The sequence below is a fragment of the Streptomyces tubbatahanensis genome, from assembly GCF_022699385.1.
GTDB lineage: Bacteria > Actinomycetota > Actinomycetes > Streptomycetales > Streptomycetaceae > Streptomyces > Streptomyces diacarni.
Window position 1 is genome coordinate 7318680 of record NZ_CP093846.1, and the last position, 25201, is coordinate 7343880.

General features: G+C 73.2%; 24 protein-coding genes and 1 pseudogene. 8 read left to right on the top strand and 17 right to left on the bottom strand.

Annotation, left to right across the window (positions count from 1 at the left end; all coding sequences use genetic code 11):
* Positions 1-121 precede the first annotated feature (121 nt).
* Positions 122-547: a CBS domain-containing protein gene (locus tag MMF93_RS31360; protein WP_242756540.1), complete on the top strand. Its 426-nt coding sequence runs from the start codon at positions 122-124 to the stop codon at positions 545-547.
* 99 nt (positions 548-646) lie between these two features.
* On the top strand, positions 647-1246 hold the full coding sequence (locus MMF93_RS31365; RefSeq protein ID WP_242756541.1) for an MBL fold metallo-hydrolase: 600 nt from the start codon (positions 647-649) through the stop codon (positions 1244-1246).
* A 108-nt stretch (positions 1247-1354) separates the two neighbouring features.
* Here the strand turns inward: MMF93_RS31365 and MMF93_RS31370 are convergent, their stop codons facing one another.
* The 3 genes from MMF93_RS31370 to MMF93_RS31380 are packed head-to-tail and all read right to left on the bottom strand — an operon-like array spanning position 1355 to position 5042.
* Positions 1355-3475 (bottom strand): xanthine dehydrogenase family protein molybdopterin-binding subunit, encoded by a 2121-nt coding sequence (locus MMF93_RS31370; RefSeq protein WP_242756542.1) that lies wholly within the window; start codon positions 3473-3475, stop codon positions 1355-1357.
* On the bottom strand, positions 3472-4464 hold the full coding sequence (locus tag MMF93_RS31375; protein ID WP_242756543.1) for an FAD binding domain-containing protein: 993 nt from the start codon (positions 4462-4464) through the stop codon (positions 3472-3474). The genes MMF93_RS31370 and MMF93_RS31375 overlap by 4 nt, the downstream gene beginning before the upstream one ends.
* Entirely contained in the window at positions 4461-5042 is a 582-nt protein-coding gene (locus tag MMF93_RS31380; protein ID WP_242756544.1) for a (2Fe-2S)-binding protein, read from the bottom strand. The genes MMF93_RS31375 and MMF93_RS31380 overlap by 4 nt, the downstream gene beginning before the upstream one ends.
* Before the next feature lie 252 nt (positions 5043-5294).
* Here MMF93_RS31380 and MMF93_RS31385 point away from each other — a divergent pair, with 252 nt between their 5' ends.
* Complete coding sequence (locus MMF93_RS31385) at positions 5295-5912, top strand: TetR/AcrR family transcriptional regulator (protein ID WP_242756545.1); 618 nt, start codon at positions 5295-5297, stop codon at positions 5910-5912.
* Here the strand turns inward: MMF93_RS31385 and MMF93_RS31390 are convergent.
* Genes MMF93_RS31390 through MMF93_RS31405 form a run of 4 tightly spaced genes read right to left on the bottom strand, consistent with a single transcriptional unit; the run spans position 5894 to position 10749 of the window.
* Entirely contained in the window at positions 5894-6730 is an 837-nt protein-coding gene (locus MMF93_RS31390; RefSeq protein ID WP_242756546.1) for an enoyl-CoA hydratase-related protein, read from the bottom strand. The two genes, MMF93_RS31385 and MMF93_RS31390, sit on opposite strands and share 19 nt — an antisense overlap.
* Complete coding sequence (locus MMF93_RS31395) at positions 6727-9000, bottom strand: acetate--CoA ligase family protein (RefSeq protein WP_242756547.1); 2274 nt, start codon at positions 8998-9000, stop codon at positions 6727-6729. Before MMF93_RS31395 ends, MMF93_RS31390 begins: the two co-directional genes overlap by 4 nt.
* Positions 9000-10160 (bottom strand): acyl-CoA dehydrogenase family protein, encoded by a 1161-nt coding sequence (locus MMF93_RS31400; protein WP_242756548.1) that lies wholly within the window; start codon positions 10158-10160, stop codon positions 9000-9002. Before MMF93_RS31400 ends, MMF93_RS31395 begins: the two co-directional genes overlap by 1 nt.
* Positions 10161-10173: 13 nt before the next feature.
* Positions 10174-10749 carry a thioesterase family protein gene (locus tag MMF93_RS31405; RefSeq protein WP_242756549.1) on the bottom strand — a complete coding sequence of 192 codons (576 nt, stop codon included), beginning with the start codon at positions 10747-10749 and terminating at the stop codon, positions 10174-10176.
* Positions 10750-11003: 254 nt separating this feature from the next.
* Between MMF93_RS31405 and MMF93_RS31410 the strand changes: the two genes are divergently transcribed.
* Positions 11004-11873: an IclR family transcriptional regulator gene (locus MMF93_RS31410; RefSeq protein ID WP_242756550.1), complete on the top strand. Its 870-nt coding sequence runs from the start codon at positions 11004-11006 to the stop codon at positions 11871-11873.
* An 18-nt stretch (positions 11874-11891) separates the two neighbouring features.
* On the opposite strand, the gene MMF93_RS31415 is transcribed toward MMF93_RS31410, so the two are convergent.
* Together MMF93_RS31415 and MMF93_RS31420 are read right to left on the bottom strand one after the other, a co-directional pair.
* The gene (locus MMF93_RS31415) at positions 11892-12338 is read right to left on the bottom strand and encodes a DUF7144 family membrane protein (protein ID WP_242756551.1); all 447 of its coding nucleotides are present in this window, start codon (positions 12336-12338) and stop codon (positions 11892-11894) included.
* Positions 12339-12440: 102 nt separating this feature from the next.
* Positions 12441-13553 (bottom strand): acyl-CoA dehydrogenase family protein, encoded by a 1113-nt coding sequence (locus MMF93_RS31420; protein WP_242756552.1) that lies wholly within the window; start codon positions 13551-13553, stop codon positions 12441-12443.
* Positions 13554-13641: 88 nt separating this feature from the next.
* Here MMF93_RS31420 and MMF93_RS31425 point away from each other — a divergent pair, with 88 nt between their 5' ends.
* Both MMF93_RS31425 and MMF93_RS31430 read left to right on the top strand, forming a co-directional pair.
* The gene (locus tag MMF93_RS31425) at positions 13642-14871 is read left to right on the top strand and encodes an acyl-CoA dehydrogenase family protein (protein ID WP_242756553.1); all 1230 of its coding nucleotides are present in this window, start codon (positions 13642-13644) and stop codon (positions 14869-14871) included.
* A 108-nt stretch (positions 14872-14979) separates the two neighbouring features.
* Positions 14980-15996, top strand: a complete 1017-nt coding sequence (locus MMF93_RS31430; protein WP_242756554.1) for a PHP domain-containing protein — start codon at positions 14980-14982, stop codon at positions 15994-15996.
* Between the two features lie 20 nt (positions 15997-16016).
* Here MMF93_RS31430 and ureG read toward each other — a convergent pair whose 3' ends face one another.
* The 7 genes and pseudogenes from ureG to MMF93_RS31465 all read right to left on the bottom strand — a co-directional run bounded on the left by ureG (position 16017) and on the right by MMF93_RS31465 (position 22070).
* The gene (gene ureG, locus MMF93_RS31435; RefSeq protein ID WP_242756555.1) at positions 16017-16721 is read right to left on the bottom strand and encodes an urease accessory protein UreG; all 705 of its coding nucleotides are present in this window, start codon (positions 16719-16721) and stop codon (positions 16017-16019) included.
* A 10-nt stretch (positions 16722-16731) separates the two neighbouring features.
* Entirely contained in the window at positions 16732-17583 is an 852-nt protein-coding gene (locus MMF93_RS31440; protein ID WP_242756556.1) for an urease accessory protein UreD, read from the bottom strand.
* Positions 17580-18254 carry an urease accessory protein UreF gene (locus tag MMF93_RS31445; RefSeq protein WP_242756557.1) on the bottom strand — a complete coding sequence of 225 codons (675 nt, stop codon included), beginning with the start codon at positions 18252-18254 and terminating at the stop codon, positions 17580-17582. The genes MMF93_RS31440 and MMF93_RS31445 overlap by 4 nt, the downstream gene beginning before the upstream one ends.
* A gap of 13 nt (positions 18255-18267) precedes the next feature.
* A pseudogene (locus MMF93_RS31450) lies at positions 18268-19978 on the bottom strand (urease subunit alpha).
* Complete coding sequence (gene ureB / locus MMF93_RS31455; protein ID WP_242757871.1) at positions 19971-20267, bottom strand: urease subunit beta; 297 nt, start codon at positions 20265-20267, stop codon at positions 19971-19973. The pseudogene MMF93_RS31450 and the gene ureB overlap by 8 nt, the downstream one beginning before the upstream one ends.
* Positions 20268-20392: 125 nt before the next feature.
* Positions 20393-20695 carry an urease subunit gamma gene (locus MMF93_RS31460; protein ID WP_242757872.1) on the bottom strand — a complete coding sequence of 101 codons (303 nt, stop codon included), beginning with the start codon at positions 20693-20695 and terminating at the stop codon, positions 20393-20395.
* Positions 20696-20885: 190 nt separating this feature from the next.
* Positions 20886-22070, bottom strand: a complete 1185-nt coding sequence (locus MMF93_RS31465; protein WP_242756558.1) for an FUSC family protein — start codon at positions 22068-22070, stop codon at positions 20886-20888.
* 280 nt (positions 22071-22350) lie between these two features.
* Between MMF93_RS31465 and MMF93_RS31470 the strand changes: the two genes are divergently transcribed.
* Positions 22351-22935, top strand: a complete 585-nt coding sequence (locus MMF93_RS31470) for a hemerythrin domain-containing protein (RefSeq protein WP_242756559.1) — start codon at positions 22351-22353, stop codon at positions 22933-22935.
* 130 nt (positions 22936-23065) lie between these two features.
* Here MMF93_RS31470 and MMF93_RS31475 read toward each other — a convergent pair whose 3' ends face one another.
* Positions 23066-24484, bottom strand: coding sequence for a serine hydrolase domain-containing protein (locus MMF93_RS31475; protein ID WP_242756560.1), 1419 nt, complete (start codon positions 24482-24484; stop codon positions 23066-23068).
* 198 nt (positions 24485-24682) lie between these two features.
* On the opposite strand from MMF93_RS31475, the gene MMF93_RS31480 reads away from it, so the two are divergent.
* Positions 24683-25192, top strand: a complete 510-nt coding sequence (locus MMF93_RS31480) for a hypothetical protein (protein WP_242756561.1) — start codon at positions 24683-24685, stop codon at positions 25190-25192.
* The last annotated feature ends 9 nt before the right edge of the window (positions 25193-25201 follow it).

Genomic DNA, 25201 nt, shown 5'->3' on the forward strand with positions numbered 1-25201 from the left:
CCGGGCAACGCGTTTACTGCCGGCGCACGAAGCACCCGAATGGCGCATTCCGGTGCGGGCGGGGACGATGGACGAGGGGGGTCGGAGCGAACGGCTGAACCGCGTCGACAGGAGGGACGCCATGACCACCGCAGCCGACATCATGCACCCTGGCGCCCAGTGGGTGCCCGCCACCGAGACCCTCGACCGCGCCGCGCAGCTCATGCGCGAGCTCGACGTGGGAGCCCTGCCCGTGAGTGACCCGGGCGACGCCGACGAACGGATGTGCGGCATCCTGACCGACCGCGACATCGTGGTCGGCTGCGTCGCGGCGGGACACGACCCCGCTCGGGTCACGGCGGGAGACCTGTGCCGGGGCACCCCGCGCTGGGTCAGCACGGAAGCGGACCTTCAGGAGGTCCTCCGCGAGATGGAGGGCAACCAGATCCGGCGCCTGCCGGTCATCGACCAGAACAAGCGGCTGGTCGGCGTGATCAGCGAAGCCGACCTGGCCCACCACCTGAGCGACGACCAGCTCGCCGAGTTCGTGGAGCGCGTGTACGCCTGACACGCCCGCCGCACGTGCACGGCACCGGTGACCCGGCGGAACGGCGCCGCTGGGTCACCGCCGTGCACCGCGGCGCCCCCGAGGCGTACGCTCACGCGCGTGCGGCTGACCAAGTACACCCATGCCTGTGTCCGGTTGGAGAGCGCCCGAGGCGCGGCGCTGGTCATCGACCCCGGTATCTGGAGCGAGCCGCGGGCCCTCGCCGGCGCGGACGCGGTCCTGGTGACCCACGAGCACGCCGATCACGTCGACGGGCTGCGGCTGAAGGCCCTTGGCGTGCCCGTCCACGCCCCCGCGGGGGCGCGGCTGCCCGGTCTCGACTTCACCGGCGTCGAGCCGGGCGAGGAGTTCACCGCGGCCGGTTTCCGGGTGCGCGCCCACGGCGGACGGCACGCCCGGGTCCACGGCGACCTGCCGGACTGCCCGAACCTCGGCTATCTCGTGGAGGACAGCCTCTACCACCCGGGCGACGCCCTGGACCTGCCCGGCTCCCCGGTCGAGACCCTGCTGGTTCCCCTGCAGGCGTCCTGGCTGCGCACGGACCAGGCGATCGACTTCGTGCGCGCCGTCGGGCCCCGACGCGCGTACGGCATCCACGAGGGGCAGTTGAACGAGCGGGGCCTCAGCAGCGTGAACGGCTGGCTGAACGAGCGGGGCGGCGGCTGCTACCGCTGGCTCCCGCCCGGCTCCTCGGTGTGAGGCCCGGCGCCTCCTGCCGTCGCACGCCGGCCCGGCGCAGCCGGGGTGCCCTCCGGTCGATACCGGGGGCACCCCGTGCCGCGCCATGGCTGACGGCGGGGCGCGCCGTCACGCGCCCTGACCGGCCTCCTCAGCGCGCAGTACGCGGTCCGGGCGCAGCGGCAGGTCCCGGTGGCGCACGCCGGTCGCATGCCAGACGGCGTTGGCGATCGCGGCGGCGGCACCGACGATGCCCAGCTCGCCGACGCCCTTGATGCCGAGGGGGTCGTCGGGAATCGGATCGTCGATCCAGTCCGCCTCGACCACGGGGACGTCCGCGTTGGCGGCGACGTGGTAGCCCGCCAGGTCCGCGCCGAGCTGCCTGCCCGAGGCGGGGTCGCGGACGGCCTCCTCGTGCAGGGCCATGGAGATGCCCCACGTCATACCGCCGACCAGCTGGCTGCGGGCGGTGAGCGGGTTGACGATGCGTCCCGCCGCGAAGATGCCCAGCATGCGGCGTACCCGGACCTCGCCGGTGGCCACGTCGACGGCCACCTCGGCGAACTGGGCCCCGAAGGAGTGCCGTTCCTTCTTCGCGAGTTCCGCCAGCAGCCGGGCCGTGTCCACGCGGGCCGTGAGACCCTCCGGCGGGACGTCCTGCCCCCTGAGCGCCAACTGGTCGCGCAGCTCCTCCGCCGCCGAGGTGACGGCCCAGGACCAGGAGCGGGTGCCCATGGAGCCGCCCGCCACCCAGGCGGGGCCGAAGTCGCTGTCACCGATGCGCACGGTGACGCGTGCGGGGTCGACGCCGAGGACCTCGGAGGCGACGAGAGTCAGCGCCGTGCGGGCGCCCGTGCCCACGTCCGCGGCCGAGATCCGTACGGTGAAACCACCGTCGGGCTCCGCCGTCACCGAAGCGGTGGACGGCGCGACCCCCGAGGGGTAGGTTGCGGCCGCCGTGCCGGTGCCGAGCAGCCAGCGGCCCTCGCGGCGTGTACGGGGCCGCGGATCGCGGTCGGCCCAGCCGAACCGGCGTGCTCCCTCGGTGAAGCAGCCCAGCAGGTCGCGGCTGCTGAAGGGCAGCCCGGACAGCGGCCCGACGGCAGGTTCGTTGCGGGCCCGCAGCGCGATCGGGTCCATGCCGAGGTGTTCGGCGAGCTCGTCCAACGCGGTCTCCACCGCGAAGGAGCCCGGCGCCTCCCCGGGGGCACGCATCCAGGTCGGCGTCGGCACGTCCAGCTCGACGATCCGGTGTGCCGTGTGGTGTGCCTCGGCGTCGTACAGGACGCGGCCGAGGACGGCGCTGGTCTCGACGAAGGGACGCAGCGTGGAGGTGAGGTTGAGCACCTCGTGTCCGAAGGCGCGCAGCCGCCCGTCCGGGTCGGCCCCGAGCCGCACGCGCTGTGTGGTCGGGCTGCGGTACCCGGTGATCGCGAACGTCTGCCGCCGGGTCAGCGCGACGCGTACCGGGCGGTGCAGGGCGGTCGCCGCCATCACCGCGGCGGTCTGGTGCGGCCGCATGCCCTTGGAGCCGAAGGCGCCACCGATGTGCTCGGAGCGCACCCGCACGGAGGCCGGATCGAGGGAGAACATCTTGGCGAGCTCGTCCGCCACCCACATGCTGCCCTGGTTGGAGTCGAAGACCTCCAGCCGTCCGCCGTCCCACCTGGCTGTGGCGGCGTGCGGTTCCATGGCGCTGTGGTGCTGCTCGGGTGTGCTGAAGGTGGCGTCGAGCACCACGGCGGAGGCGGCCAGTTCGGCGTCCAGGTCGCCCTTGGTCGCCACGTGCTGGCCGTCCTCGGGAACGTAGGCGTCGGCCCTGTCGGCGCGGAAGCCGGTGTCGTGCGCTTCCTCGTCGTACTCGACCACGAGCGCCTCGGCGGCCTCTCTGGCCTGCTCGGGGGTCTCGGCGACCACGAGCGCCACCGGCCATCCCGCGTGCGGCACCCGGTCGTGCTGGAAGATCGCGCAGGTGGGGTCGGGCGGGCCGAGGAAGGAGACGTAGTCGGTGGCCACGTGCGGCGCGTTGCCGTGGTGGAGCACGGCCACCACCCCCGGCATGGCACGTACCGCCTCGTCGTCGACGGCGCGGACGCGTCCGCGTGCGACGGTGGAGAGCACGAACCAGCCGTGCGCCAGCTGTTCGAAGTGGTGTTCGCTCGCGTACCTGGCGGCGCCCGTGACCTTGTCGCGGCCCTCGACACGGGAGTGGGCGACCCCGACGGCCGGGGGTTTCGCCGTGGTGGTCATCGGGCGGCCTCCTCGGCCAGTTCGGTGAGCAGGGCGAGCACGAGATTGCGCATCAGGGGCACCTTGTAGGCGTTGAGCGGAAGGGTCTCGGCGGCGGCCAGTTCGGCGTCGAGGGCCTCGGCGAACGCCTCGCCCGAGGCCGGCTGCCCGGTCAGTACGCGTTCGGCGGTACGGGCCCGCCAAGGGCGCGAGGCGACGGCGCCGAAGGCCAGCCGCACCTCGCGCACCACGCCGTCCGAGACGTCGAGCGCGGCGGCCGCCGAGCCGATGGCGAAGGCGTACGAGGCGCGCTCGCGGACCTTGCGGTAGCGGGAGAGCGCCGCCACCGGGGCGGGCGGCAGCGTGACCGAGGTGATCAACGCGCCCGGAGGCAGCGCCGTTTCCACGTGCGGGGTCTCGCCCACCGGCAGGTAGAAGTCGGCGAGCGGCAGCTCCCCGGCCCCCTCGGCCGTCTCGTAGGTGACGGTGGCGTCGAACGCGGCCAGCGCCACCCCCATGTCCGAGGGGTGGACGGCCACGCAGTGCTCCGAGGCGCCGAGGATCGCGTGGTTGTGGTGCTCGCCGGTACGGGCCGGGCAGCCGGATCCGGGCGTGCGCTTGTTGCAGGGGAACGCGGTGTCGGTGAAGTAGGCGCAGCGGGTGCGCTGCAGAAGGTTGCCCCCCACGGTCGCCATGTTGCGCAGCTGTCCTGAGGCCCCCTCCAGGATCGCCTGGGCCAGGGCGGGGTAGTCGCGCCGGATGTGGGGATGGGCGGCGAGGTCGCTGTTGGTGACCGTGGCGCCGATGCGCAGCCCGCCGTCGTCGGTGGACTCGATACGGTCCAGCGGCAGCGCGCGCACGTCGACGAGCCGGCCAGGACGCTCCACCCCGGCCTTCATCAGGTCGACGAGGTTGGTGCCGCCGGCCAGGTAGCGTGCCTGCGGGTCGGCGTCGAGCAGGGCGACGACGCCGCCGACGTCCTGGGCCCGCTCGTAGGTGAACTCCTTCACGCGGCGGGCTCCTTCGTCTCCTTCTGGGCCTCTTCGGCGGTCCGTCCGCCCGTCTGTTCGGCGGCCTGCGCGACCGCCTGGACGATCGACACATAGGCGCCGCAGCGGCACAGGTTGCCGCTCATCCGCTCCCGTATCTCCTGCGGGGTCAGGGCGGGCGGTCCCGCCTCGGGCCTTACGTCCTCGGTCGCGGCGCTCGGCCAGCCCGCCGCGTGCTCCTCCAGCACGGCGAGCGCGGAACAGATCTGGCCCGGCGTGCAGTAGCCGCACTGGAACCCGTCGAGGTCGAGGAAGGCCTGCTGCACGGGGTGCAGGTGCTCGCCGTCGGCCACGCCTTCGATCGTGGTGACGTCCTCGTCTCCCACCGCGACCGCGAGTTGCAGGCAGGAGACGACGCGGCGGCCGCCGACCAGCACCGTGCAGGCGCCGCACTGGCCCTGGTCGCAGCCCTTCTTGGTGCCGGTCAGCTGAAGGCGCTCGCGCAGCGCGTCGAGCAGGGTGGTGCGGTGATCGACGGTCAGGGTGTGTTTCTCTCCGTTGACGGTCAACGTGATCGCGCTGGCAGTGGCAGGCGCCATGGGCGGCTTCTTTCGGGAGTGCGGTGCGGGACGAGTCGGTCGGGCGCGTGCGGTGTGCGCGGCGGGTGCGGCAGGCGGCCCGGGCCACTGTGCCGCCGTCCGCCGCTATGGTGAGAAGACGGGAAGCGGACAACTGTCCATGTGCGGTCGTCCCGAACGTAGAGGACAGTTGTCCGCTTTCGCAAGAGCCACCCGCGGCGACGGCCGTGCCGCGCGGGGTGCTGGGCGGCGGGACGACGGAGAGGAGCACGAGTGCCGGACCCCAAGCCGAAGGCCCCGCTGCGCTCGGACGCGCAGCGCAACCGCGAGCGCATCCTTCAAGTGGCCCTGGCGGAGCTGACCCGCGCGGCGGACGCGCCGCTGAGCGCCATCGCGAAGAAGGCAGGTGTCGGACAGGGCACCTTCTACCGCAACTTCCCCAGCAGAGAGGCGCTGGTCCTGGAGGTCTACCGCTACGAGGTCCAGCAGGTGGCCGACACGGCCGACCAACTGCTCGGGACCCGGCCGCCGGACCGCGCGCTGCGCGAGTGGATGGACCGGCTCGCCCAGTACGCGATGGCCAAGGCGGGGCTGGCCGACGCGCTGCGCAAGGCCACCAGTGCGCGCGGCACGCTGGCGGGCCTCGGCCACGGTCCGCTGACCAGGGCGATCGGCGCGCTCATCGAGGCCAATGAGCGGGCCGGGACGATCCGCCCCGGCGTGACCCCCGAGGACTTCCTCCTCGCCATCGCCGGCCTGTGGCAGATCGACCCGCGCACCGACTGGCAGTCCCGCGCGAGGCGCCTGATGGACCTGGTGATGGACGGCCTGCGCGCGGGCGCCCCCGGCCCGGCCACCGGGGACGCTGACCGCTACCGGCCCCGCCACTGAGGGGAGCGCTTGTCCGCGAAGGCGCGTGGGCCCTCCTGGGCGTCCTCGGAGTCGAGCATAGCGCGGTAGCGGGGCAGTTCACCGCCGCGCATGTGCGCGTAGGCCGCCTCGACGCCGAGCGCCTCCGTCTCGCGCAGCACCTCCTTGACAGCACAGAGCGCCAGCGGCGCACCCTGCGCGACCCGCCTGCCGAGCGCCAGCGCGGCGTCGACCGCCGTCCCCGGGCCGCCTGAGACCTGGTTCACGAGTCCCCAGCGGGCGGCCTCGGCGGCGCCCATCCGCCGCCCGGTGAGCAGCATCTCGCTCGCGACGGCGCGCGGCAGCCGCCTGGGCAGGCGCAGCACGCCGCCCGAGTCGGGGATCATGCCGATGCCGACCTCAGGAAGGCCGAACTCGGCGTGCTCCTCGGCGACGACCAGGTCGGCGGCCAGCACGAGTTCGAAACCGCCACCCACCGCGAGCCCGTTGACCGCCGCGATCACCGGCTTGTCCAGAGCGAAGAACTCCGTCAGACCGGCGAAGCCCCCGGGTCCGTGGTCGGCCTCGATGCCCTCTCCGCCGGCTGCCGCCGCCTTGAGGTCCCATCCGGCGGAGAAGAACCGCCGGCCGCCGCCGGTGAGCACCGTGGCGCGCAGCCCCTCGTCCCGCCGCAGCCGGTCGAAGGCCGCGTACAGCTTGCGGCTGGTGGGCACATCGATCGCGTTGGCCTTCGGCCGGTCGAGCGTGACCACCAGGACGCCGTCGCACACCCGCGTCGTCACCGATTCCGCCTGCTCGCCTCCGTGCTCGTCCACGTTGCTGTCCTCTCCCGCACTCACGTGTTTCGTCCTCCTTCTGCGCGCCTCGCGTCCGGCTTCTTCGCGTCTGATGTCCCACTTCCGCACGCCTGGTGCCTGATGAGCGCGTCGACGGCCACCGCGCCCCGCCCCGCGGGCAGCACGAGCAGCGGGTTGACGTCGATCTCGGCGACCGCGGCGTGGCGCGCGTACCGGGCGACGGCGTGCACCGCGTCGACGGCCGCCGCCAGGTCGCCCTCCGGGCCTCCCCTGAACCCCCGCAGCACGGGCCAGATCCGCAGCGACGCCAGGGCTTCCTCGATCTGCTCGCGCCCTGCGGGCAGCAGCAGCGTCGCCGTGTCCCGGACGAGTTCGACCAGCACGCCGCCGGCACCGACGGTGAGAGCGTGGCCGAACTGGGGATCGCGGTGGACGCCGACGAGCAGCTCGGCCACCGGCTCGGGCACCCTCTCCTCGACGAGGAAGCACTCGGCGAGTGAGGCCATCGCGCGGACCGCCTCGCGCACCGCCTCGCGGTCGGTGAGCCCGACCCGTACCCCGCCGGCCTCGCTCTTGTGCGCGAGAGCCGGCGAGAGCGCCTTGACCACCACGGGAAAGCCCAGCTCCGCGGCCAGGTCCGCGGCCTCGTCCGGCGCCCGGACGGCCGACTGCCGTGTGACGCGTCCTCGGGGCACGCGCACACCGTGTGCGGACAGCTCCTGCTTGGCGGCGTACTCATCCAGCGGCGCCGTCGGCTCCGCAGGCGCAGGGCCGGGCGCGGCTGCCCCCGCCGGTCGCACGGTGCCCTCCCGCAGGTGCCGCTGGCGCGCCCGGCCGATCTCCCCGGCCGCGGCGATCGCCCGCACGCAGTCGGCCATGCCGTGCATCGGCGCGACGCCGCGTGCCAGCAGCCGGTCGCTGACGTCCTCCGGCAGCCCCTCGGGCAGCGAGCTGACCACACAGGCCGGTGCGCCGGTCTGCTGTGCCGCCGCCGTGTAGGCGTCCATCGTGGTCGTCCACAGCCCCGGTGCGCAGCGGTCGTCGCGCGGGAGGTCGAGCAGCAGCAGGTTGACGTCGAACCCCGAGCCCTGCAACGCGGTGAAACAGGCGCGCTGCGCCTCGGCGTCGCCCCAGATGTAGGTGTGGTAATCGAGCGGGTTGGCCACGTGGACGTGGTCGCCCAGCACCTGGCGCAGCCGGGCGGCCACGGCGGCGGGCAGCTCGGGCAGGTGTGCGCCGTGCTGCTGCGCGGCGTCGGCGATCAGCGCGGCCTCACCGCCCGAGCAGCTCGCCGAGGTGACGCGAGTCCCGGCGAGCGGCCCGTGCACATGCAGGAGTTTCAGCGTCTCCAGGAAGGTGCCGACCTCGTGCACGCGCGCGACGCCGAGCCGGCGGAAGAGCGCGTCGCACAGCACGTCCGAACCCGCGAGGGAACTGGTGTGGCTCAGGTTGGCGCGTGCGCCCAGTGCGGAGCTGCCCGTCTTGAGAGCCACCACGGGTATGCCCACGTCGAGGGCCGCGAGGGCGGCCCGCGAAAAGCCCGCCACATCGTCGATGCCCTCCAGGTGCAGCCCGATCGCGCTCACCCGCGGGTCGTCGAGCATGCTCTCGATCAGCTCCGGTACGCCCGTCACCGCGCCGTTGCCTGCCGTGACGACGTAGGCGAGTGGCACCGAACGGCGCTGCATGGTGAGGTTCTGGGCGATGTTGCCGCTCTGGGTGATGACCGCCACCCCGCTGGCGACCCTCGCCCCACCGTGCTGGTCGGCCCACAGGGCGCTGCCGTCGAGGTAGTTGAGCACGCCGATGCAGTTGGGGCCGATGACCGGCATGCCGGCTGCCGCCTCGCGCAGCTCCTCCTGGAGCCGGGCGCCGTCCGCGCCGTCCTCGGCGAAGCCCGCCGCGTAGCACACCGCGCCGCCCGCGCCGCGCGCGGAGAGTGCGGCGAGCACGGGGACGGCCGCCGTGTTCGGTACGGCGACCAGCGCCGCGTCGGGTGCCTCGGGCAGATCGGCCACGGTGCGGTGGCAGGGCAGCCCCTCGATGTGCTCCCTGCGGGGGTGGACGGGCCAGATCCGGCCCGTGAAACCGATGGCGCGGCACTGCCGCACCGCCTCGGCCGCGCTCGCCCCGCCGACCACGGCGATGTGCCGGGGAGCGAGCAACCGCCGCAGCCGCTGCGAACGGCCGCCCCGTGCCTCGGTGTTGAGGGAGGAGTCCGCGGCCTCCGTGCGGGGGGAGGGCTCCGCGTCCCGCTGCGGCTCCACTGCCGGGCCGCGCCCCGTGCGTGTCTCGTCGCTGCGCCCGCTCATCAGGAGCCCAGCGGACGCAGCATGGAGCGGGAGATGATGTGGCGCTGTATCTCGCTGGTGCCGTCCCAGATCCGTTCGACACGCGCGTCGCGCCAGTACCGTTCGATGGGGAGTTCCTCCATGAGCCCCATGCCGCCGAAGATCTGCACCGCACGGTCGGTGATCCTGGCCAGTGACTCGGTGGCGTAGAGCTTGGCCATGGCCACGTCCTGGTCGGTCATGAGCCCCTGGTCCTGCTTCCACGCGGCACGCAGGGTCAGCAGTTCTGCGGCCTCCAGCTCGGTCGCCATGTCGGCGAGCGGGAAGCCGACTCCCTGGAAGCGTCCGATGGGCCGGCCGAACTGCTCCCTCTCGGCCGCCCACTGCGTCGTCATCTCCAGCACCCGGCGCGCGCGGCCCACACTGGTCGCGGCCACGGACAGCCGGCTGGCGCCCAGCCACTCGCCCATCAGCTCGAAGCCCTTGCCCTCTTCGCCGAGCCGCTGCGCTGTGGCGACGCGCACGTCGGTGAAGGAGAGCTCACACTGGTGGTAGCCGCGGTGCGAGACGCACGGCGAACCGCGCCGCACCTCGACGCCTGGGGTGTCGAGGTCCACGAGGAACGCGGTGATCAGGCTCTTGGTGCCGCGTGCCGTCTCCTCGGTGCCGGTGGCGGCGAACAGGACGGCGAAGTCGGCGGCGTCGGCATGGCTGATGAAGTGCTTGGTGCCGTTGAGGACGTAGCTGTTGCCGTCCCGCTCGGCGCGCGTCTTCATACTCCGTACGTCCGACCCGGCGCCCGGCTCCGTCATGGCCAGACAGTCGTGCCGCTCCCCCCTGATCGTCGGCAGCAGGTACCGTTCCCGCTGCTCGCCCCGGCAGGCCTCCAGAATGTTGCTGGGGCGCGCGACGAGCATCTGCAACGCGTATCCGGTACGCCCCAGTTCCCGTTCGACCAGGGTCATGCTCACGGCGTCGAGCCCGGCGCCGCCCAGCTCCGCCGGCATGTTCGCCGCGTAGAGCCCGGCGTCGAGCGCCTTCTTCCTGATCCGCCGGGCCAGTTGCGGCGGCACCTCGTCCGTCCGCTCCACCTCGTCGGCGTGCGGGTCGAGTTCCGTGGTGACGAACTTCCGCACCGTCTCCACGATCATCCGCTGTTCGTCCGTCAGCGCGAACTGCATGTGCTGTGCTCCCTCACGTGTTCCGGTCTCGTCGGATGCCCATCGGTTTGCCGACCACCTCGGGCAGCGGGGCCGCGGAGTGGGCGCGGTGGATGGCGCCCAGACGCTGTTGCAGCTCGGTGGGCAGCGGGCAGGAACGCCCCTGGCCGGCGTCCACGTGCACGAGCATCTGCTCGGCCGTGGCGAGCAGCGTCCCGTCGGCGCCGTGCCGCATCTCGTGGAAGAGGTGGACGCGCTTGGCGTCGAAGTCGAGGAGCCGCAGGCTGAGCCGGAGCGGTTCGCCCTCGGTCACTTCGCGCTTGTTGTGCAGGTGTGACTCGACCGTGTAGAGGGAGCGTCCCGCCGCGCGGTACTCCTCGCCGATCCCGATGTAGCGGAAGAAGGCGTCGGAGTTGTCCCCGAAGACGAGCAAGTAGCACGACTCGCTCATGTGTCCGTTGTAGTCGACCCACCGGGGGCTGACGGGGGTGTCGTGCAGCCGCAGCGGAGTGGGGATCTCCCTGGCGTCGTCCCAGTCCCTGTGCCCTGTCCCCTCGTACGGGGTCACCACCCTGTCGGGGCGGCCGGGCTCTCCCGTGGCGCTGCTCATCCAACCTCCTCGCGGTGCGCGGTACGCGGGCGCCGCACAGATGTCGTCGTTCGCATTATGCGGCGGTCGCTCGTAATGTGAACGTACGGAGCGTGCGGCCGCCTCGTCAAGCGCGGAGCGTGGACAGGCCGCCCGTCGGCTCCCCGGGAGGCGGCGCGGAGCGGGACGCGTCGCTCGCCCCGCTCAGGGGAGGGGCGGGCCACGCGGGCCCATTACGCTGCCGGGAGGAGAGAAGACGTGGCAGGAGGCACCGGATGGCGGCGGCACACGCCCCCGACGAACAGGAACAGGCACCCCAGGCCGGCGGGCCCCCGGCAGGCGGCCGGGTGCAGTCGTTGGAGCGCGCCATCGCGCTGCTCAACGCCGTGGCGGCGAGCGCGCCGAAAGGGAGGCCCGTGGCGGAGCTGGCGGTGGAGTGCGGGCTCAACCGCGCGACCGCCTGGCGGCTGCTGGCGACCCTCGAACACCACGCGATGGTCGAACGGGACCCGCTGACCAACCGCTACACCATCGGTTCGGCCGTGACGACGATGGCGGCGACCGCGGGCATCGAGGGACTGATCCGGCGCGCGCACCCCGTGCTGGAGCGGCTGTGCCACCAGTCGGGCGAGACCGCGAACCTGGCCGTCGCCCAGCGCCTCGGACTGACCTATGTCGACGAGGTGACCCCGCCCGTCGTGCTGACGGCACGCTGGCTGGGGCGCCAGGTGCCGATCCACGCCTCCTCGGCGGGCAAGGCGCTGCTGGCCTGGCTGCCGGCCGAGGAGGTGGAGGCGATGCTCTCAGGGCCCCTCGCCGAGTTCACCGAAACCACCCGCACCGACAGGGGGGCCCTGCACGACGAGCTCGCCGGCATCCGCACGCAGGGATACAGCGTCAGCCTCGGCGAGCTGGAGCCGCAGCTGAACGGTGTCGCCGCTCCCGTGCTCGACGCCTGGCAGCGGCCGGTGGCCGTCGTGAGCGTGTGGGGCCCGAAGGACAGGGTTCCCGAGTCGCGGTTCGCCGAACTGGGCACGCGGGCGCGGCGGGCGGCCGAGGACATCCGGGACCTGATCGCCCCCGCGGCCGCGACGGCCCCCGCGCCCGGAGCCGCCGGAGTCAGGGGCGGCGGCAGGACGGCATGAGAGTCCGGGCCCGAAGGGTCACAGGGAGGAGGAGCCCACCGAGCGGTTCGCCGTCAGCGCCCAGATCACCCAGGCGCCGAGGCCGATCGAGACGACGGCCCACAGCGGCTGGTAGGGCAGCCACAGGAAGTTCGCGAGCAGGCTGAGCGAGGCCATCGTGACGCCCACGATCCGGGCCCACAGCGCGTCGGCGAGCAGGCCGAGACCGGCGGCCAGGGCGATCACGCCGACCGCCAGCAGGGCCCAGCCCCACGCGGTGAGGTTGAACCGGAAGACGTAGTCGTCGATCCCGGTGTAGATCTGGTCGGAGGCGACCGCGGTGATGCCCTTGAGGATGTCCAGCAGACCGTTCACGACGAGCACGACCCCGGCGAACACGGTGCCTCCGACCGCCCAGGCGCGGGTGTGTGGGCTGTTGCCGGAAGACCCCTGAGGGGCGGGCCCCGGTGCTGTCGGCTGAGCCATCGGATGCTCCCTGGGTCGGGTGCCTCCACGCTGCTGCTCACGCGCCGCCGTGGCCATCCGGACACGGCCGAAGGGGTGAGCGAGCGGCGCCGCCGCAAGGCGTCATTGCCGCGCGGTGCCGCCCGCCGCGGACAGACCCGGCCGGGGCGCAGCCAGGCCCAGTTCGGCCAGGAGCCGTTGCCGGTGCCAGGCGGGTGGGCCGAAGAGCTGCGCCGCCCCGTGGGCGCGCTTGAAGTAGCGGTGGGCGTCGGCTTCCCAGGTGATGCCGATGCCGCCGTGCAGCTGGATCATCTCGCCCGCGACCGCCGTGAGCGCCTCGGAGCAGGCCGACTTGGCGGCGGCCGCGTGGAGCGTGAGGTCCGGTGCGTCGGCGTCCGCCGCGACGGCCGCGCCCAGTGCGGCCGAGCGGGCCGACTCGACCAGCACGTAGGCGTCCGCCAGCCGGTGCTTGACGGCCTGGAAGGAGCCGATCGGGCGGCCGAACTGGACGCGCTGACCGGCGTAGGCGACCGTGCGCTGGAGGCAGTGCTCGGCCGCGCCCACCTGCTCGGCGGCCAGGGCGGTGCACGCATGGTCCAGGACGTGGGCGAGGACCCGGGCCCCGTCGCCGTCCGCCCCGATGAGCCGGCCCTCGGCCCCGTCGAACGCGAGGCGCGCCAGCGAGCGGGTCTGGTCCATGGTGACCAGTGCCTCGCGGCGCAGCCCGCCGTCCCGCGCCGCCACCTCGAAGAGCGAGACGCCCGAGCGGGTGCGGGCGGCGACGAGCACCACGTCGGCGTCCGAGCCGTCGAGGACGTGCTCCTTGGCCGCGGTGATCCGCCAGTTCCCCTCGGCGTGCTGCGTGGCCTCGCCGCGCAGGGCCGCAGGGTCCCAGGAGCCGTCCTCGGCCCAGGCGAGCGAGGCCACCGTCGTGCCGTCGGCGATGCCGGGCAGCAGGCGGGCGCACGCGGCGGCGTCGCCGGAGGCGAGCAGCGCGCGCACGGCCACCACGGCGGAACCGAGACAGGGAGCGGGGCTCAGCGCCCTTCCCAGCTCCTCCAGCACCACGGCGGACTCCCGCGCCCCGCAGCCCGCCCCTCCGTACTCCTCGGGGACGAGGAGGCCTGCGACGCCGATCTGTTCGGTCAGCGGGCGCCAGGCGGCCGCGCCTTCGTGCCGCGCGAGCAGTGCCCGTACGGCGGATCGCAGCGCTTCCTGTTCTGGTGTCAGCCTCACTCGCCTGGCTCCCTTCCGCGCGGGCCGAGCGGAGCGGGCGGGCCCGACCCGCTTCCCTAACAAGTGTTTGGTAGATTAGCGTACGTCCATGAGCAGCGTCGAGGAGTTCCGAGCGGAGATACGCGGCTGGTTGCGGGCGAACCTCACCGGCGCGTTCGCCGGTCTGCGCGGCCGTGGCGGACCAGGGCGGGAACACGAGGCCTTCGCCGAACGCCTCGCCTGGGAGCGGCACATGGCCACGGCGGGCTGGACCTGCGTGGGGTGGCCGGCGGAGTACGGCGGCCGGGGAGCCACCCTGGAACAACAGGTCGCCTTCCACGAGGAGTACGCCCTCGCCGACGCGCCCGCCCGGGTGGGACACATCGGGGAACAGCTGCTCGGCCCCACCCTGATCGCCTTCGGCACCCCGGAACAGCGCGCCCGCTTCCTGCCCCGGATCGTCGCCGTCGACGAGCTGTGGTGCCAGGGGTACAGCGAGCCGGACGCCGGCTCCGACCTGGCCAACATCCGCACCCGGGCCGAGTGGGACGGGGCGCCAGGCTCCGGTGCGGGCGAGCCCGGCGGTGGTGCGGGTCAGTGGGTCGTCACCGGGCAGAAGATCTGGACCTCGCTCGCCCACGAGTCCGACTGGTGCTTCGTCCTCGCCCGCACACAAGCCGGCTCGGCGCGCCACCGCGGCCTGTCGTACCTTCTGGTACCGCTCGACCAGCCGGGGGTGGAGATCCGCCCCATCACCCAGCTGACCGGCACCTCCGAGTTCAACGAGGTCTTCTTCGACGGTGCGCGCGCCGACGCGGCACACCTCGTCGGAGCCCTCGGCGACGGCTGGAAGGTGGCCATGGCCACGCTCGGCTTCGAGCGAGGGGTCTCCACGCTGGGGCAGCAGGTCGGGTTCCGCCGGGAGCTGGAGGCCCTCATCGACCTGGCCCGCCGCAACGGAGCGGCCGACGACCCGCTGATCCGCGACCGGATCGCCCAGGCCTGGATCGGTCTGGAGACCATACGGTTCAACGCCCTGCGGATGCTCGACGCGGTGGCGGCCGGCGCACCGGGCCCCGAGGCGTCGATCGGCAAGATATTCTGGGCGACCTGGCACCGGCAGCTCGGCGAACTCGCGATGGATGTCCTCGGCGCCGGCGGGATGCTCGCCGACGCGCCGTACGACCTCGACGACTGGCAGCGGCTCTTCCTCTTCTCGCGGGCCGACACCCTCTACGCGGGATCGAACGAGATCCAGCGCAACATCATCGCCGAACGGGTGCTCGGCCTGCCCAGGGAGGACCGCCCTGCCGCCTCGGGCAACCGAGCGGGCGACTGAGCGACGCCGCGGCGAGAAAGGGCTGGTCACGCTGGTGCCCTCTGTTTCGCCAGGCGTGCCGGGCCGCCCGGTCGTAGCCTGGCACCGACGGCTGCGGAAGGGGCGCAGGTGGAGCCGCGGGCGGCGCTGGAGCGGATCGCCTTTCTGCTGGAGCGCGCACAGGCACCGACGTACCGGGTGCGGGCCTTCCGCACGGCTGCCCAGGTACTGGCCGCGCTGCCCGCGGGGGAGACCGAGCAGCGGGCCGCCGGCGGCACGCTGGAGTCGCTGAGGGGCGTGGGGCCCAAGACCGCGCAGGTCGTACGGGAGGCGCTGGCCGGTGGCGTGCCGGGATACCTGGCGAAGCTGGAGGCCGAGGTGGCCGACGAGGCGCCTTTGCCCACGGCGGCGCGCGCTCTGCGGGCTGCGCTGCGCGGCGACTGCCATCTCCACTCCGACTGGTCGGACGGCGGCAGCTCCCTGGAGGAGATGGCGGCGATGGCCAAAGCGCTCGGCCACGAGTGGGCGGTCCTGACCGACCACTCGCCGCGGCTGACGATCGCGGGCGGTCTGTCGGCGGAGCGGCTGCGCCGGCAACTGGACGTGATCGCGGAGGTGAACGAGCGGCTGGCGCCGTTCCGGCTGCTCACCGGTATCGAGTGCGACATCCTGGAGGACGGGACGCTCGACCAGGAGGACGAGCTGCTGGCCCGGCTCGACGTCGTGGTCGCGTCGGTGCACTCCAAGCTGCGGATGTCCGGGGACCTGATGACGCCGCGCCTGCTGCGGGCGGTCCGCGATCCGCTGGTGGACGTGCTGGGCCACTGCACGGGCCGGCTGTTGTCGGGCAGGGGGCGGCCCGAATCGCAGTTCGACGCGGAGGAGGTCTTCGCCGCGTGCGCGGAGTCACGGACCGCCGTGGAGATCAACTGCCGTCCGGAGCGCAGCGACCCACCGCGCCGCCTGCTGCGTCAGGCGCTCGACGCGGGAGCGTGGTTCGCCCTCGACACCGACGCGCACGCACCAGGTCAGCTCGACTGGCAGGCGGGCGGCTGCCTGCGCGCCGCCGAGTGCGGGGTGCCGCCGGAACGGGTCGTCAACACGCTGCCGGCCGGGGAACTGCTGCGCTGGACGGCCGGGAGCTGACCAGCCCCCGTGAAGCCGCCTCACGTGGCCTTGACGTGCGCATGGTGGTGGTGGGCCGGTGCTCCGGGATCGGTGGGCGTGTGGCGGCCCGCCGCGTGGTCACCGGCCAGACGTCTGATCCAGGCGCACAGCTCGTCGACCGTCTCCTGGCGGTGCCGGGACAGCGCGAGGACGGGGGCGCCGCCCCGCGCGGCAGCCCCTTCCGCGACCATGCGGTCCACGTCGACGTCCGCGTACGGAGCCAGGTCGACCTTGTTGACGGCCAGCAGGTCGGCGCGGGCGATGCCGGGCCCTCCCTTGCGCACCACGTCCCCGCCCCCGGCCACGTCGAGGACGAACACCTGGGCGTCGACGAGGCCGGGGGAGAACGTCGCGGTGAGGTTGTCGCCTCCGCTCTCCACCAGCACCAGGTCGAGCGGTCCGACGTCGCGTTCCATGTCCTCGACCGCGATGAGGTTCATCGTGATGTCGTCCCTGATGGCCGTGTGCGGGCAGGCGCCGGTCTCCACCGCGCGGATCCTGGCCGCCGACAGGACCCCGCTGGCGCGCAGGAAGCGGGCGTCCTCGTCGGTGTAGATGTCGTTCGTCACGACACCGATCTCCAGTTCCGCGGCCATGTTCCGGCACACGGTCGCGATGAGGGAGCTCTTGCCGGTGCCCACGGGCCCGGCTACTCCGAGGCGCAGGGCTCTGCGCGGCATGTGGTCTCCAACGGGGGCTGCCATCACTGTCTCCTTACGGGGGAGGGGGTACGGGGCGGGGACTCCAGGGCGCGCCGATCGCCGCCAGGCCCGAGCGGAGCGTGTCGCGGAGGGCCGCGTTGTCCTGGCCCAGCGCACTGATCAGGGCCGCGCCCTGGGGGAGAGGGGTCACCACGGCGTCGCCGGACAGCAACTGCGCACGTGGGCGCCGCCGTGCCTCCTGAGCGCACCACAGCGGGTCGGCGACGAGGACGGAACCCACTGCCCTGTGACCGTCCGCGACCACGGGCGTGCGGCCCGCCCCGGCGCCCAGTTCGAGGTCCTGGCACAGCAGCGCGCGACCGGAGCGCCGCACCCGGGTGCTCAGCCGCACGCGCCCGCCCGTCTCGCCGTGCCGGCCCAGCACCACTTCCTCCCGCATCAGCAGCGCGGCGTCGTCGGCCAGGTCAATCCGCACCTCGTTGAGGTGGTCGCAGCCACGGGCGGCGACCAGCGGCTCGGGAAGCCAGACCAGCGTCCCGCCCGCGGCGACGCTGATCCGCACCCGGGTCGTGGACAACCGGCCTTCCCTGCCGGGAAGGAGCAGCGAGGGCGAGACCTCGCTGAGCACGAGGACGCTGCCGGCACCGACCTCGACCTCCAGCCGCAGTTCGTCTCCGCCGATCGGTCCCGCGGCGCCGGCCGCCACGCTCACCCGCGCGGGGACGCCCCGGTGAGCGGCAGACGGTTCCCCTTCCTTGGCCCTGGTCGAAAACAGCTTGAGCGGCGCCTGGGAGCGCAGCCCGCTGACCCACGTGCGCGGCCGGCCCTCGGGCCCGGGGGCCGACTCGGTGGCGACACGCGCGCACGCGCGCATCCTGGCCCCGGCTGCCACGGCGGTGCTCACGAGGCGAACAGCCGTTCGCTGCGGGTGGCGTGCGCTTCCGTGACGACGTCCAGCAGCGGGGCTGCGGCGGCCGGCATGTCGTGCGGAGAGCCGTCGCAGTGCTCGAGGGCGCGCTCGGCGAGCCGGTCCAGCGACGGGGCGATGCGGGCGAGCGCGGCGTGGGTGCGGAACGGGTCGATGCTCATGAGCCGGACGGCGGCGACCGCCGGGCCGGTCACCGACTCGTGGAGGGCCGCGAGGGCCGCGTCCCGTGGCCGCAGGCCGTACAGACCGCAGGCCGCACCGAGAACGAGCGGCTGATGCAGGGCGCGCGGAAGACGTTCCAGAAGAGGGTGGTGTGCCATCCCCGTCAGCAGGCGGTGCAGCTGGCGGCCGAGCTGCCGAGAGGTCTCCCGCTGTGCGGGAGAGGGCGTCCTGGCATCCAGCTCGCCATCCAGGACCTCCAGTTCCGGCAGTGGATCGGGGTCGTGCGCGGCGCGGCAGGACCTGGCGGCGAAGGCGGCCGAGACCAGACCGACGGTGCGGGCCCGCCCTTCCAAGAAGGACTCCAGGCTCTCGGCGTCGCGGACCCGCCCCGTCCTGACGGATTCCTCGAGGCCGCCCGAGTGGGCGTAGCCGCCGGCGGGGAGGCGGCCGTCGGCGAGCAGCAGGAGGGCGGCTCGGGCAGACATCGGTGACGGCCGCTCAGTAGAGGAAGTAACGCTGGGTCATGGGGAGTTCGGTGAGCGGTTCGTGCTCGACGAGGTCGCCGTCGATGTGGACGGAGAAGGTGTCGGGGTCCACGTCGATCCGCGGCAGCGCGTCGTTGCGGGGCAGGTCCGCCTTGGTGCGGCCCCTGACGTCCCGGACCGCGACGAGCGGCCTGTGCACCGCGAGCCGGTCCGCCAGGCCGTCCTCGACGGCGGCGGGTGAGACGAAGGCGACGCTGGTGGCCTGGGCCGCTCTCGTGTGGGAGTTGTAGCCCAGGCGGGGCAGGACGGGCTGCGGGGTGGGCACCGAGGCGTTCGGGTCGCCCAGCAGGGCGACGGCGGCCATTCCGCCTTTGAAGACCGACGTCGGTTTGACCCCGAACAGCGGCGGTTCCCACAGCACGAAGTCGGCCAGCTTGCCCGGCGCGATCGAGCCCACCTCGTGGTCGAGACCGTGGGTGACGGCAGGGCAGATGGTGTACTTCGCGACATACCGCTTGGCCCGCTCGTTGTCGGCCCGGCCGTCGCCGGGCAGCGGGCCGCGCAGGTTCTTCATCGCGTGGGCCGTCTGCCAGGTACGCAGCACCGTCTCGCCCAGCCGGCCCATGGCCTGCGCGTCCGAGGACATCGTGGAGATGGCTCCGATGTCCTGCAGGATGTCCTCGGCGGCGATCGTCGACGCGCGTACCCGGGACTCGGCGAAACCGAGCTCAGCGGGGATCCGCGGGTTGAGGTGGTGTGCGACGAGCACCATGTCGAGCTGCTCGTCGGCGGTGTTGACCGTGAAGGGGCGGGTCGGGGTCGTCGAGGAGGGCAGCACGTTGCGTTCCCCGGCGATCCGGATGATGTCCGGGGCGTGGCCCCCGCCCGCGCCCTCGGTGTGGAAGCTGTGGAAGGTGCGGCCTGCCACGGTGCGCAGCAGGTCGTCCACGAAGCCGGCCTCGTTGAGCGTGTCGCTGTGGATGGCGACCTGGACGCCGGAGGCGTCGGCCACCGTCAGGGCGGCGTCCACCACGGCCGGGGTGGCGCCCCAGTCCTCGTGGACCTTGAGGCCTGACGCGCCCGCGCGCAGCTGTTCCCACAGCGCTTCCTCGCTCACGGTGGTGCCCCGGCCGAGGAAGGCCACGTTGACGGGCCAGGGGTCGAAGGCCTCGAACATGCGCTCAAGCCACCAGGCGCCGGGCGTGGCCAAAGTGGCCTTCGAGCCGTCCGTCGGCCCGCTGCCGCCCCCGACCAGGGTGGTCACCCCGGCCTCCAGGGCGACAGGGCACATCGCGGGCGACACGAAGTGGACATGGGTGTCGATGGCCCCGGCCGTCATGATCAGGCCGACGCCGTTCATCAGCTCCGTCGAGGGGCCGACGACCAGATCCGGGTGCACGCCGTCCATGGTGTCGGGGTTTCCCGACTTGCCGACGGCGACGAAGCGGCCGTCCCGGATGCCGACATCGGCCTTGACGACGCCCTGGTGGTCGAGCACCACCACGCCGACGATGACGAGGTCCGGCGTCCCCTGGGAGCGCGGAGTGTGCGACTGGCCCTGCGACTCACGGCCGGACTTGCCGCCGCCCGAAGACGACTTCGTCGCCGCCGACACACCTGTCCTCCTCGATCTCGATGAACAGGTCCGTGTCCGCGAGCCGCAGGCGGTCGCCCGTGGTCGGGCCGAGCGAGGCGACGTACTCCTCGCGCGCGATCTCAGTCATCCAGGTTCCCCTCGCACTCGCCTCGGAAGCCCGCCGCGATCCGCCGCCCGGCGAACGGGACGAGGGCGACGTCCGTCTGAGTGCCGGGGTCGAAGCGCGTCATCCCCCCGGCCAGGAGGTTCAGGTGCTTGCCCCAGGCCGCTTGGCGGTCGAACTCCAGCGCCGGGTTGGCCTCGGCGAAGTGGTAGTGGGATCCCACGGTGATCGGCCGGTCGGCGGTGTTGACCACGCGCACCGTGGTCACCTCCCGGCCGGCGTTGAGTACCACAGGCCCCTCCCCGTAGCGGATCTCCCCCGGGACTCCGGGAGTGGCCGCGGTGTTGGCGCCCGGCTGGGTGGCACCGACCGGGGCTCCCTTTCCCGAGCCCAACGGGACCTGTTCGCCGGATCCCGGACGTTTGCGCGAGTCGGGGCTCACTGGATCGGCTCCGGGACCGTCAGCAGCTTGGTGCCGTCGGGAAAGGTCGCCTCGACGTGCACCTGGTGCAGCATCTCGGGAACGCCCTCCATGACGTCGTCCCGGCTCAGCACCCCGCGGGCGGCGCTTTGCAGATCGGCCTTCATCCGGCCGTCCCGCGCGCCCTCCAGGAGGAACTGCGAGATCACCGCCGTGGCCTCCGGCAGGTTGAGCCGCAGCCCGCGGGCCCTGCGCTGCCGTGCCACCTCGGCAGCGGTGTGGATCAGAAGGCGCTCCTGCTCCTTGACCGTCAGCAACATCGTCGAAAGACCCTCCGAACCGGCCGTCACTACCGGCCCTCACTCCGCCATGGACGACGAAAACCCGCTTAGCGGGACAAACCGTACAGGCGGCCGGAGCGGTCGCCGGCCAGACACAGGGCACCTTGCGCGGAGATTCCCTCCGTGAGCCCCGTCCGGACGCGCACGGCGACGCGCGCGGCGCCGGTCCTCAGCCGCCGGCGGTGGAGGAGTTGGCGGTGGCGTGCTGCAGGCTGTCGCAGGAGTGCTGAGCCTCCTCCGTCAGCCGCGTCGCCTCGGCGAGGAGGATGCCGTAGGGCCGCGAGGGGTCGCCCAGCGGCAGCGAGGTGTCCTCGGCGCGCTCGACGAGCCGGGCGCGCTTGTCCTGGGCGGTCGTGGCGGCCTCGCACAGCTCCTCGGCCTGGTCGCTCAGGTGCTCCTCGTCGATCACGCTGAACCGGTCGGTGATGTCGGCGAGGGCCTCCAGCAGGTCGGCGTAGTCGCGCAGGAAGCCGTCGCGGTCGGTGCCCGTCTCGTTCCGCGGCCACTGGTAGAGCGTGCGGGTGAGCGAGGCGGTCTGGTGGGCGACCCGTTCCAGCGCGTCGATCACCTCCCGGTACCCGTCGAAGGCCTTGTGGCGACGGTTGTGCGGGAGAAACCTGCGCGGATTGTAGTAGCGCCCCTCTACGGCGGCGCGCAGAGCCGCCCGGGTCTGGCTGACCAGCGAGGTGGCGTCGGCGGCACGCCGACGCCACCGCTGGGCCTCGTCCTCGTCGAAGCCGTGCTCGCGCAGGGCGGGGTGTATGTCCGCCAGGAGAGCGGACAGATCGCCCGCGAGGGTGTGGATACCGGCCTCGGCGCTGCGGTAGCGCATCGGCGGCCACAGCAGGAGATTGACCACGACGCCGATCGTGCAGCCGATGGCGACCAGGAGCACGATCTGGCCGAGCTGTTCGGCGCGCTGCTGGTTGCCGGTGGAGGCCGAATACGTGGAGAAGGCGAAGAACGCCGCCGTCGCCACCTGCGTCCCCTGGGAGCCGAGGCGCCGCCAGCGGCCGATGGCCAGCGCGATGAGCGCCACGAGCACGAACGTGAGCAGGTCGGGCCCGGCCAGGAAGCCCAGCGCCGCCTGCACGATGACTCCGGCACAGACGGCCGCCATGTAGCGCAGGGCCTGCAACAGCGACTGATACAGCGTCACCTGCATGATCAGCACGGCGGAGAACGGGCCGAAGGCCGGGGTCTGTGCCACCAGCAGGTCGTGCGCCACGTACCAGGAGGCCGCGGCCGCCAGCGTGCTCTTGCCGATCAGGGCCAGGGTCTGCCGCCCTGACCTGCTCGGCCGCCCGACCCGGCCCAGCCCCTCCCGCACCCGCGCCCACCTGCGCTGAAACACCCTGCTCTCCTTCCGCTCTTACGCTCGCCAACGGGGATAGGCGACCGCTCGCCAACGGGGATAGGCGACTTGGGGCCACTCCCGGCTGCGTGTCCCGGTTCCCCTTTTTCCTGGCCCTGCACGGACGGGCTCTCCTGGCGGCCTTGCACGGACGGGTTCTGCGGGCTTTGGCGGACGCGTTCTCGCGGCCCCTTCCACCGCGCGGGCGATTGGGCTTCTCCCGCGGGGTTACCCGCCCCTCCGCACAGCCGAGTGCGGACTCGTCGAACGGAGGCTTGTCGTGAGTAACGCGCAACAGGAGCGCGCCGAGGCGGAGAAACTGCCGTCCGAGGACGTGGTGGGCGTGCTGCTCGAGCAGCACGCCAGGATCCGGGACTTGTTCGCCGCGGTGCGCAGCGGGCCGGAAGACCGGCGCAGGGAATCCTTCAGTCAGCTGCGGGCGCTGCTCGCGGTGCACGAGACGGCCGAGGAGATGATCGTGCGTCCGGCGGCGAAGAAGGCCGCGGGCGAGCGGGAGGCCGAGGCCCGCAACGAGGAGGAAGAGGAGGCGAACAAGGTACTGGCCGAACTGGAGAAGCTGGAGTTCGGCGGCGACAGGTTCAACACGGTGATCGCCGACTTCGAACAGTCCGTCAGCGACCACGCCGACCACGAGGAGCGGGAGGAGTTCCCCGCCTTGCTCGGCAACCTCAGCCAGGACGAGCGCACCACGATGGGCAAGCGCCTGCTGGCCGTGGAGAAGACCGCTCCCACCCACCCGCACCCGGCCGCGGCCGGTTCCACCGCGATGCAGTGGGCCGCGGGGCCGTTCGCCTCCGTCCTGGACCGCGCCCGCGATGCCGTCACCTCCACGTCCCGCAGCTGACACTCCGGACCTGAGAGGCCCACGTCGGCACGGAAGGCGGAAGGAGCGACACGGATTCGGCACCTCCGCCGCCCCCGAGCGCACCCCCGGTCGCCTCGGCGCGCCCGGGGGTGGCGGCGGCAGCGCGTGGTCACAGCTGGGAAGCGCCTCGCCAGCCGTGCGGGTCCACCCCGCCGGGCACCGGTGCCTGCGGGTCGTAGGGGGCGCGGGTGAAGACGAAGGAGCCCAGGTCCAGATGGCTGACCGAGCCGTCGGGACGCCGTACCGCCTCCAAGCGCTCTCCGGCGTAGTACCCCTCAAGGCCCGTCCAGGTGCCGTCGTCCTCCGGCCTGAACAAGGAGCGCCGCCCGGCGCCCGACAGCGGCCCCAGTTCGAGTGCGCCACCCGCCCGCAGGCGCACCCCGATCACCTGGGTCCCCCAGTACCACGGCCCTGCCACCGCCAGCAGCGCCGGATCGACCTCGGGCAGGGGGCGCCAGGGCTCGGGAAAGAGGGGCTCCGCGTCCGCCACCGTCCGGACCAGATCGGCGGCCACCGTCTCGACGGCAGGCCCCGACGTGCAGTTGGCGAGAACCACCGCCGACAGGTCCTCCTCCTCACACGACCACAGCGCCGCGAGATAGCCCGGTAGCGAACCCGAGTGTCCGTACAGGGAGCGGCCGTGCTGCCGCGTGAGGGCCAGGCCCAACCCGTAGGTACGGCCCCAGTCCCCGGCCGCGGCCGGCGCGTACGGCACCCGCATCTCCCGGACCGAGGCGGCGCACAGGACGCGCTCGTCGCCCCGCAGCAGGAAGCCCGCGAACCGGGCGAGATCGGCGGTGGTGGACCACAGCTGGCCCGCGGCCGCCATCAGGCCCAGGTCCTGGGCGGGCTCCGCCTGGAGCGCGTCCGCCCAAGGGTGCACGGCCCAGCCCCTGGCGTACGGTTCCTCGGGCCGCGGCCCGGTCCTGTGCAGCCCCAGTGGGGTGAGTACCTCCTGTCGCAGCACCTCGTGCCAGGGCGCGCGGCGGACGGCTTCGACGAGCGAGCCGAGCAGGGTGTACCCGGGGTTGGAGTAGTGATGCCGGTGCCCCGTCGGGTGCTTGAGCGGCTGGTCGCCGAGCACGTCGGACAGCTCGGGGCGCAGCGTCGCCGGACTCCGCTCCCACCAGGGCCCCGGCGTCTCGGCGGCGAGCCCGCCGGTGTGCGAGAGCAACTGGGCGAGCGTCACGTGGCCGACGCCGGTGCCCGGCAGATGCCGCTCCAGTGGGTCGGAGAGAGCGAGCACGCCTTCGTCGCGCAGCCGCATGACCAGGACAGCGGTGAACGTCTTGGTGATCGACCCGACGCGGTACTGGGTGTTCTCGTCGGGCCCGTCCTCCCCGGCACCGCTCCTGGCTCCGGCCCACACGAGCTCACCGCCCCGGGTCACGGCCGCTGCCAGCGAGGGCGCCCGCCCCTGTGCCTGCGCCGTGGCCAGGCGGTGCGACAGCGCCCGCCGGGTGGCGGGGAGCAGCTCTTCGCACGGGTGGTGGGAGGGAAGGCTAGTGGTCTCACGCGGTTCGGTCATCTCCCCAGTTCATCCCATGCGCCTCCCGCGCCCGCACCCGCCCCGGGGATGCGGGGAGCGGCGGCGGGGAGCGGCGTGACACCGAGGTCCGTTCCACTCGCGGACTTGGGAAAATGGGGACTCGAGAACATCCGGACGACGCGCCCGCGGGCGGCGCGCAGGGAAACGGCGCGGGGGCCGCCCCGCACATCGGAGGTCATGGTGGACAACGGCGCGGCACACACCCCGGCGTCGGGTGTACTGGCACAGCTGACGGAGCTGCTGCGTCAGCTGCCCGCTGACGGGGGAGGGGCGCTGTGGCGACTCGACCGCACGGGCCGCCAGCTGGACGCCAACCTGGTGCGCCTGGCGCCGGGCGCCGAGGTCGGTGCCTCCGTCGAACCCGACCTGGACGTGCTGCTGTACGTCACGGAAGGAAGCGGCCGGCTGGAGACCGACAGCGGCCCGGAAACCCTGCGGGCCGGGTCGGTCGTGTGGCTGAGCCACGGCAGCCGCCGCGCCCTGTCGGCCGGCGAGCGGGGGCTGATGTACCTCAGCGTCCACCGCCGCCGCCCGGGCCTCGCCATCGGGCGGCCCGGCGGCGGGACAGGAGAGGCCGGCGAGGCCGCCTGCCTGCTCAACCGGGTCTGCGACGCGTGCGGGCGGCTCGCCACGGAGCGCGACGCGCGGTTCTGCTACCGGTGCGGCGAGCCCCTGCCCGAGGACTGAGGGCCGCCA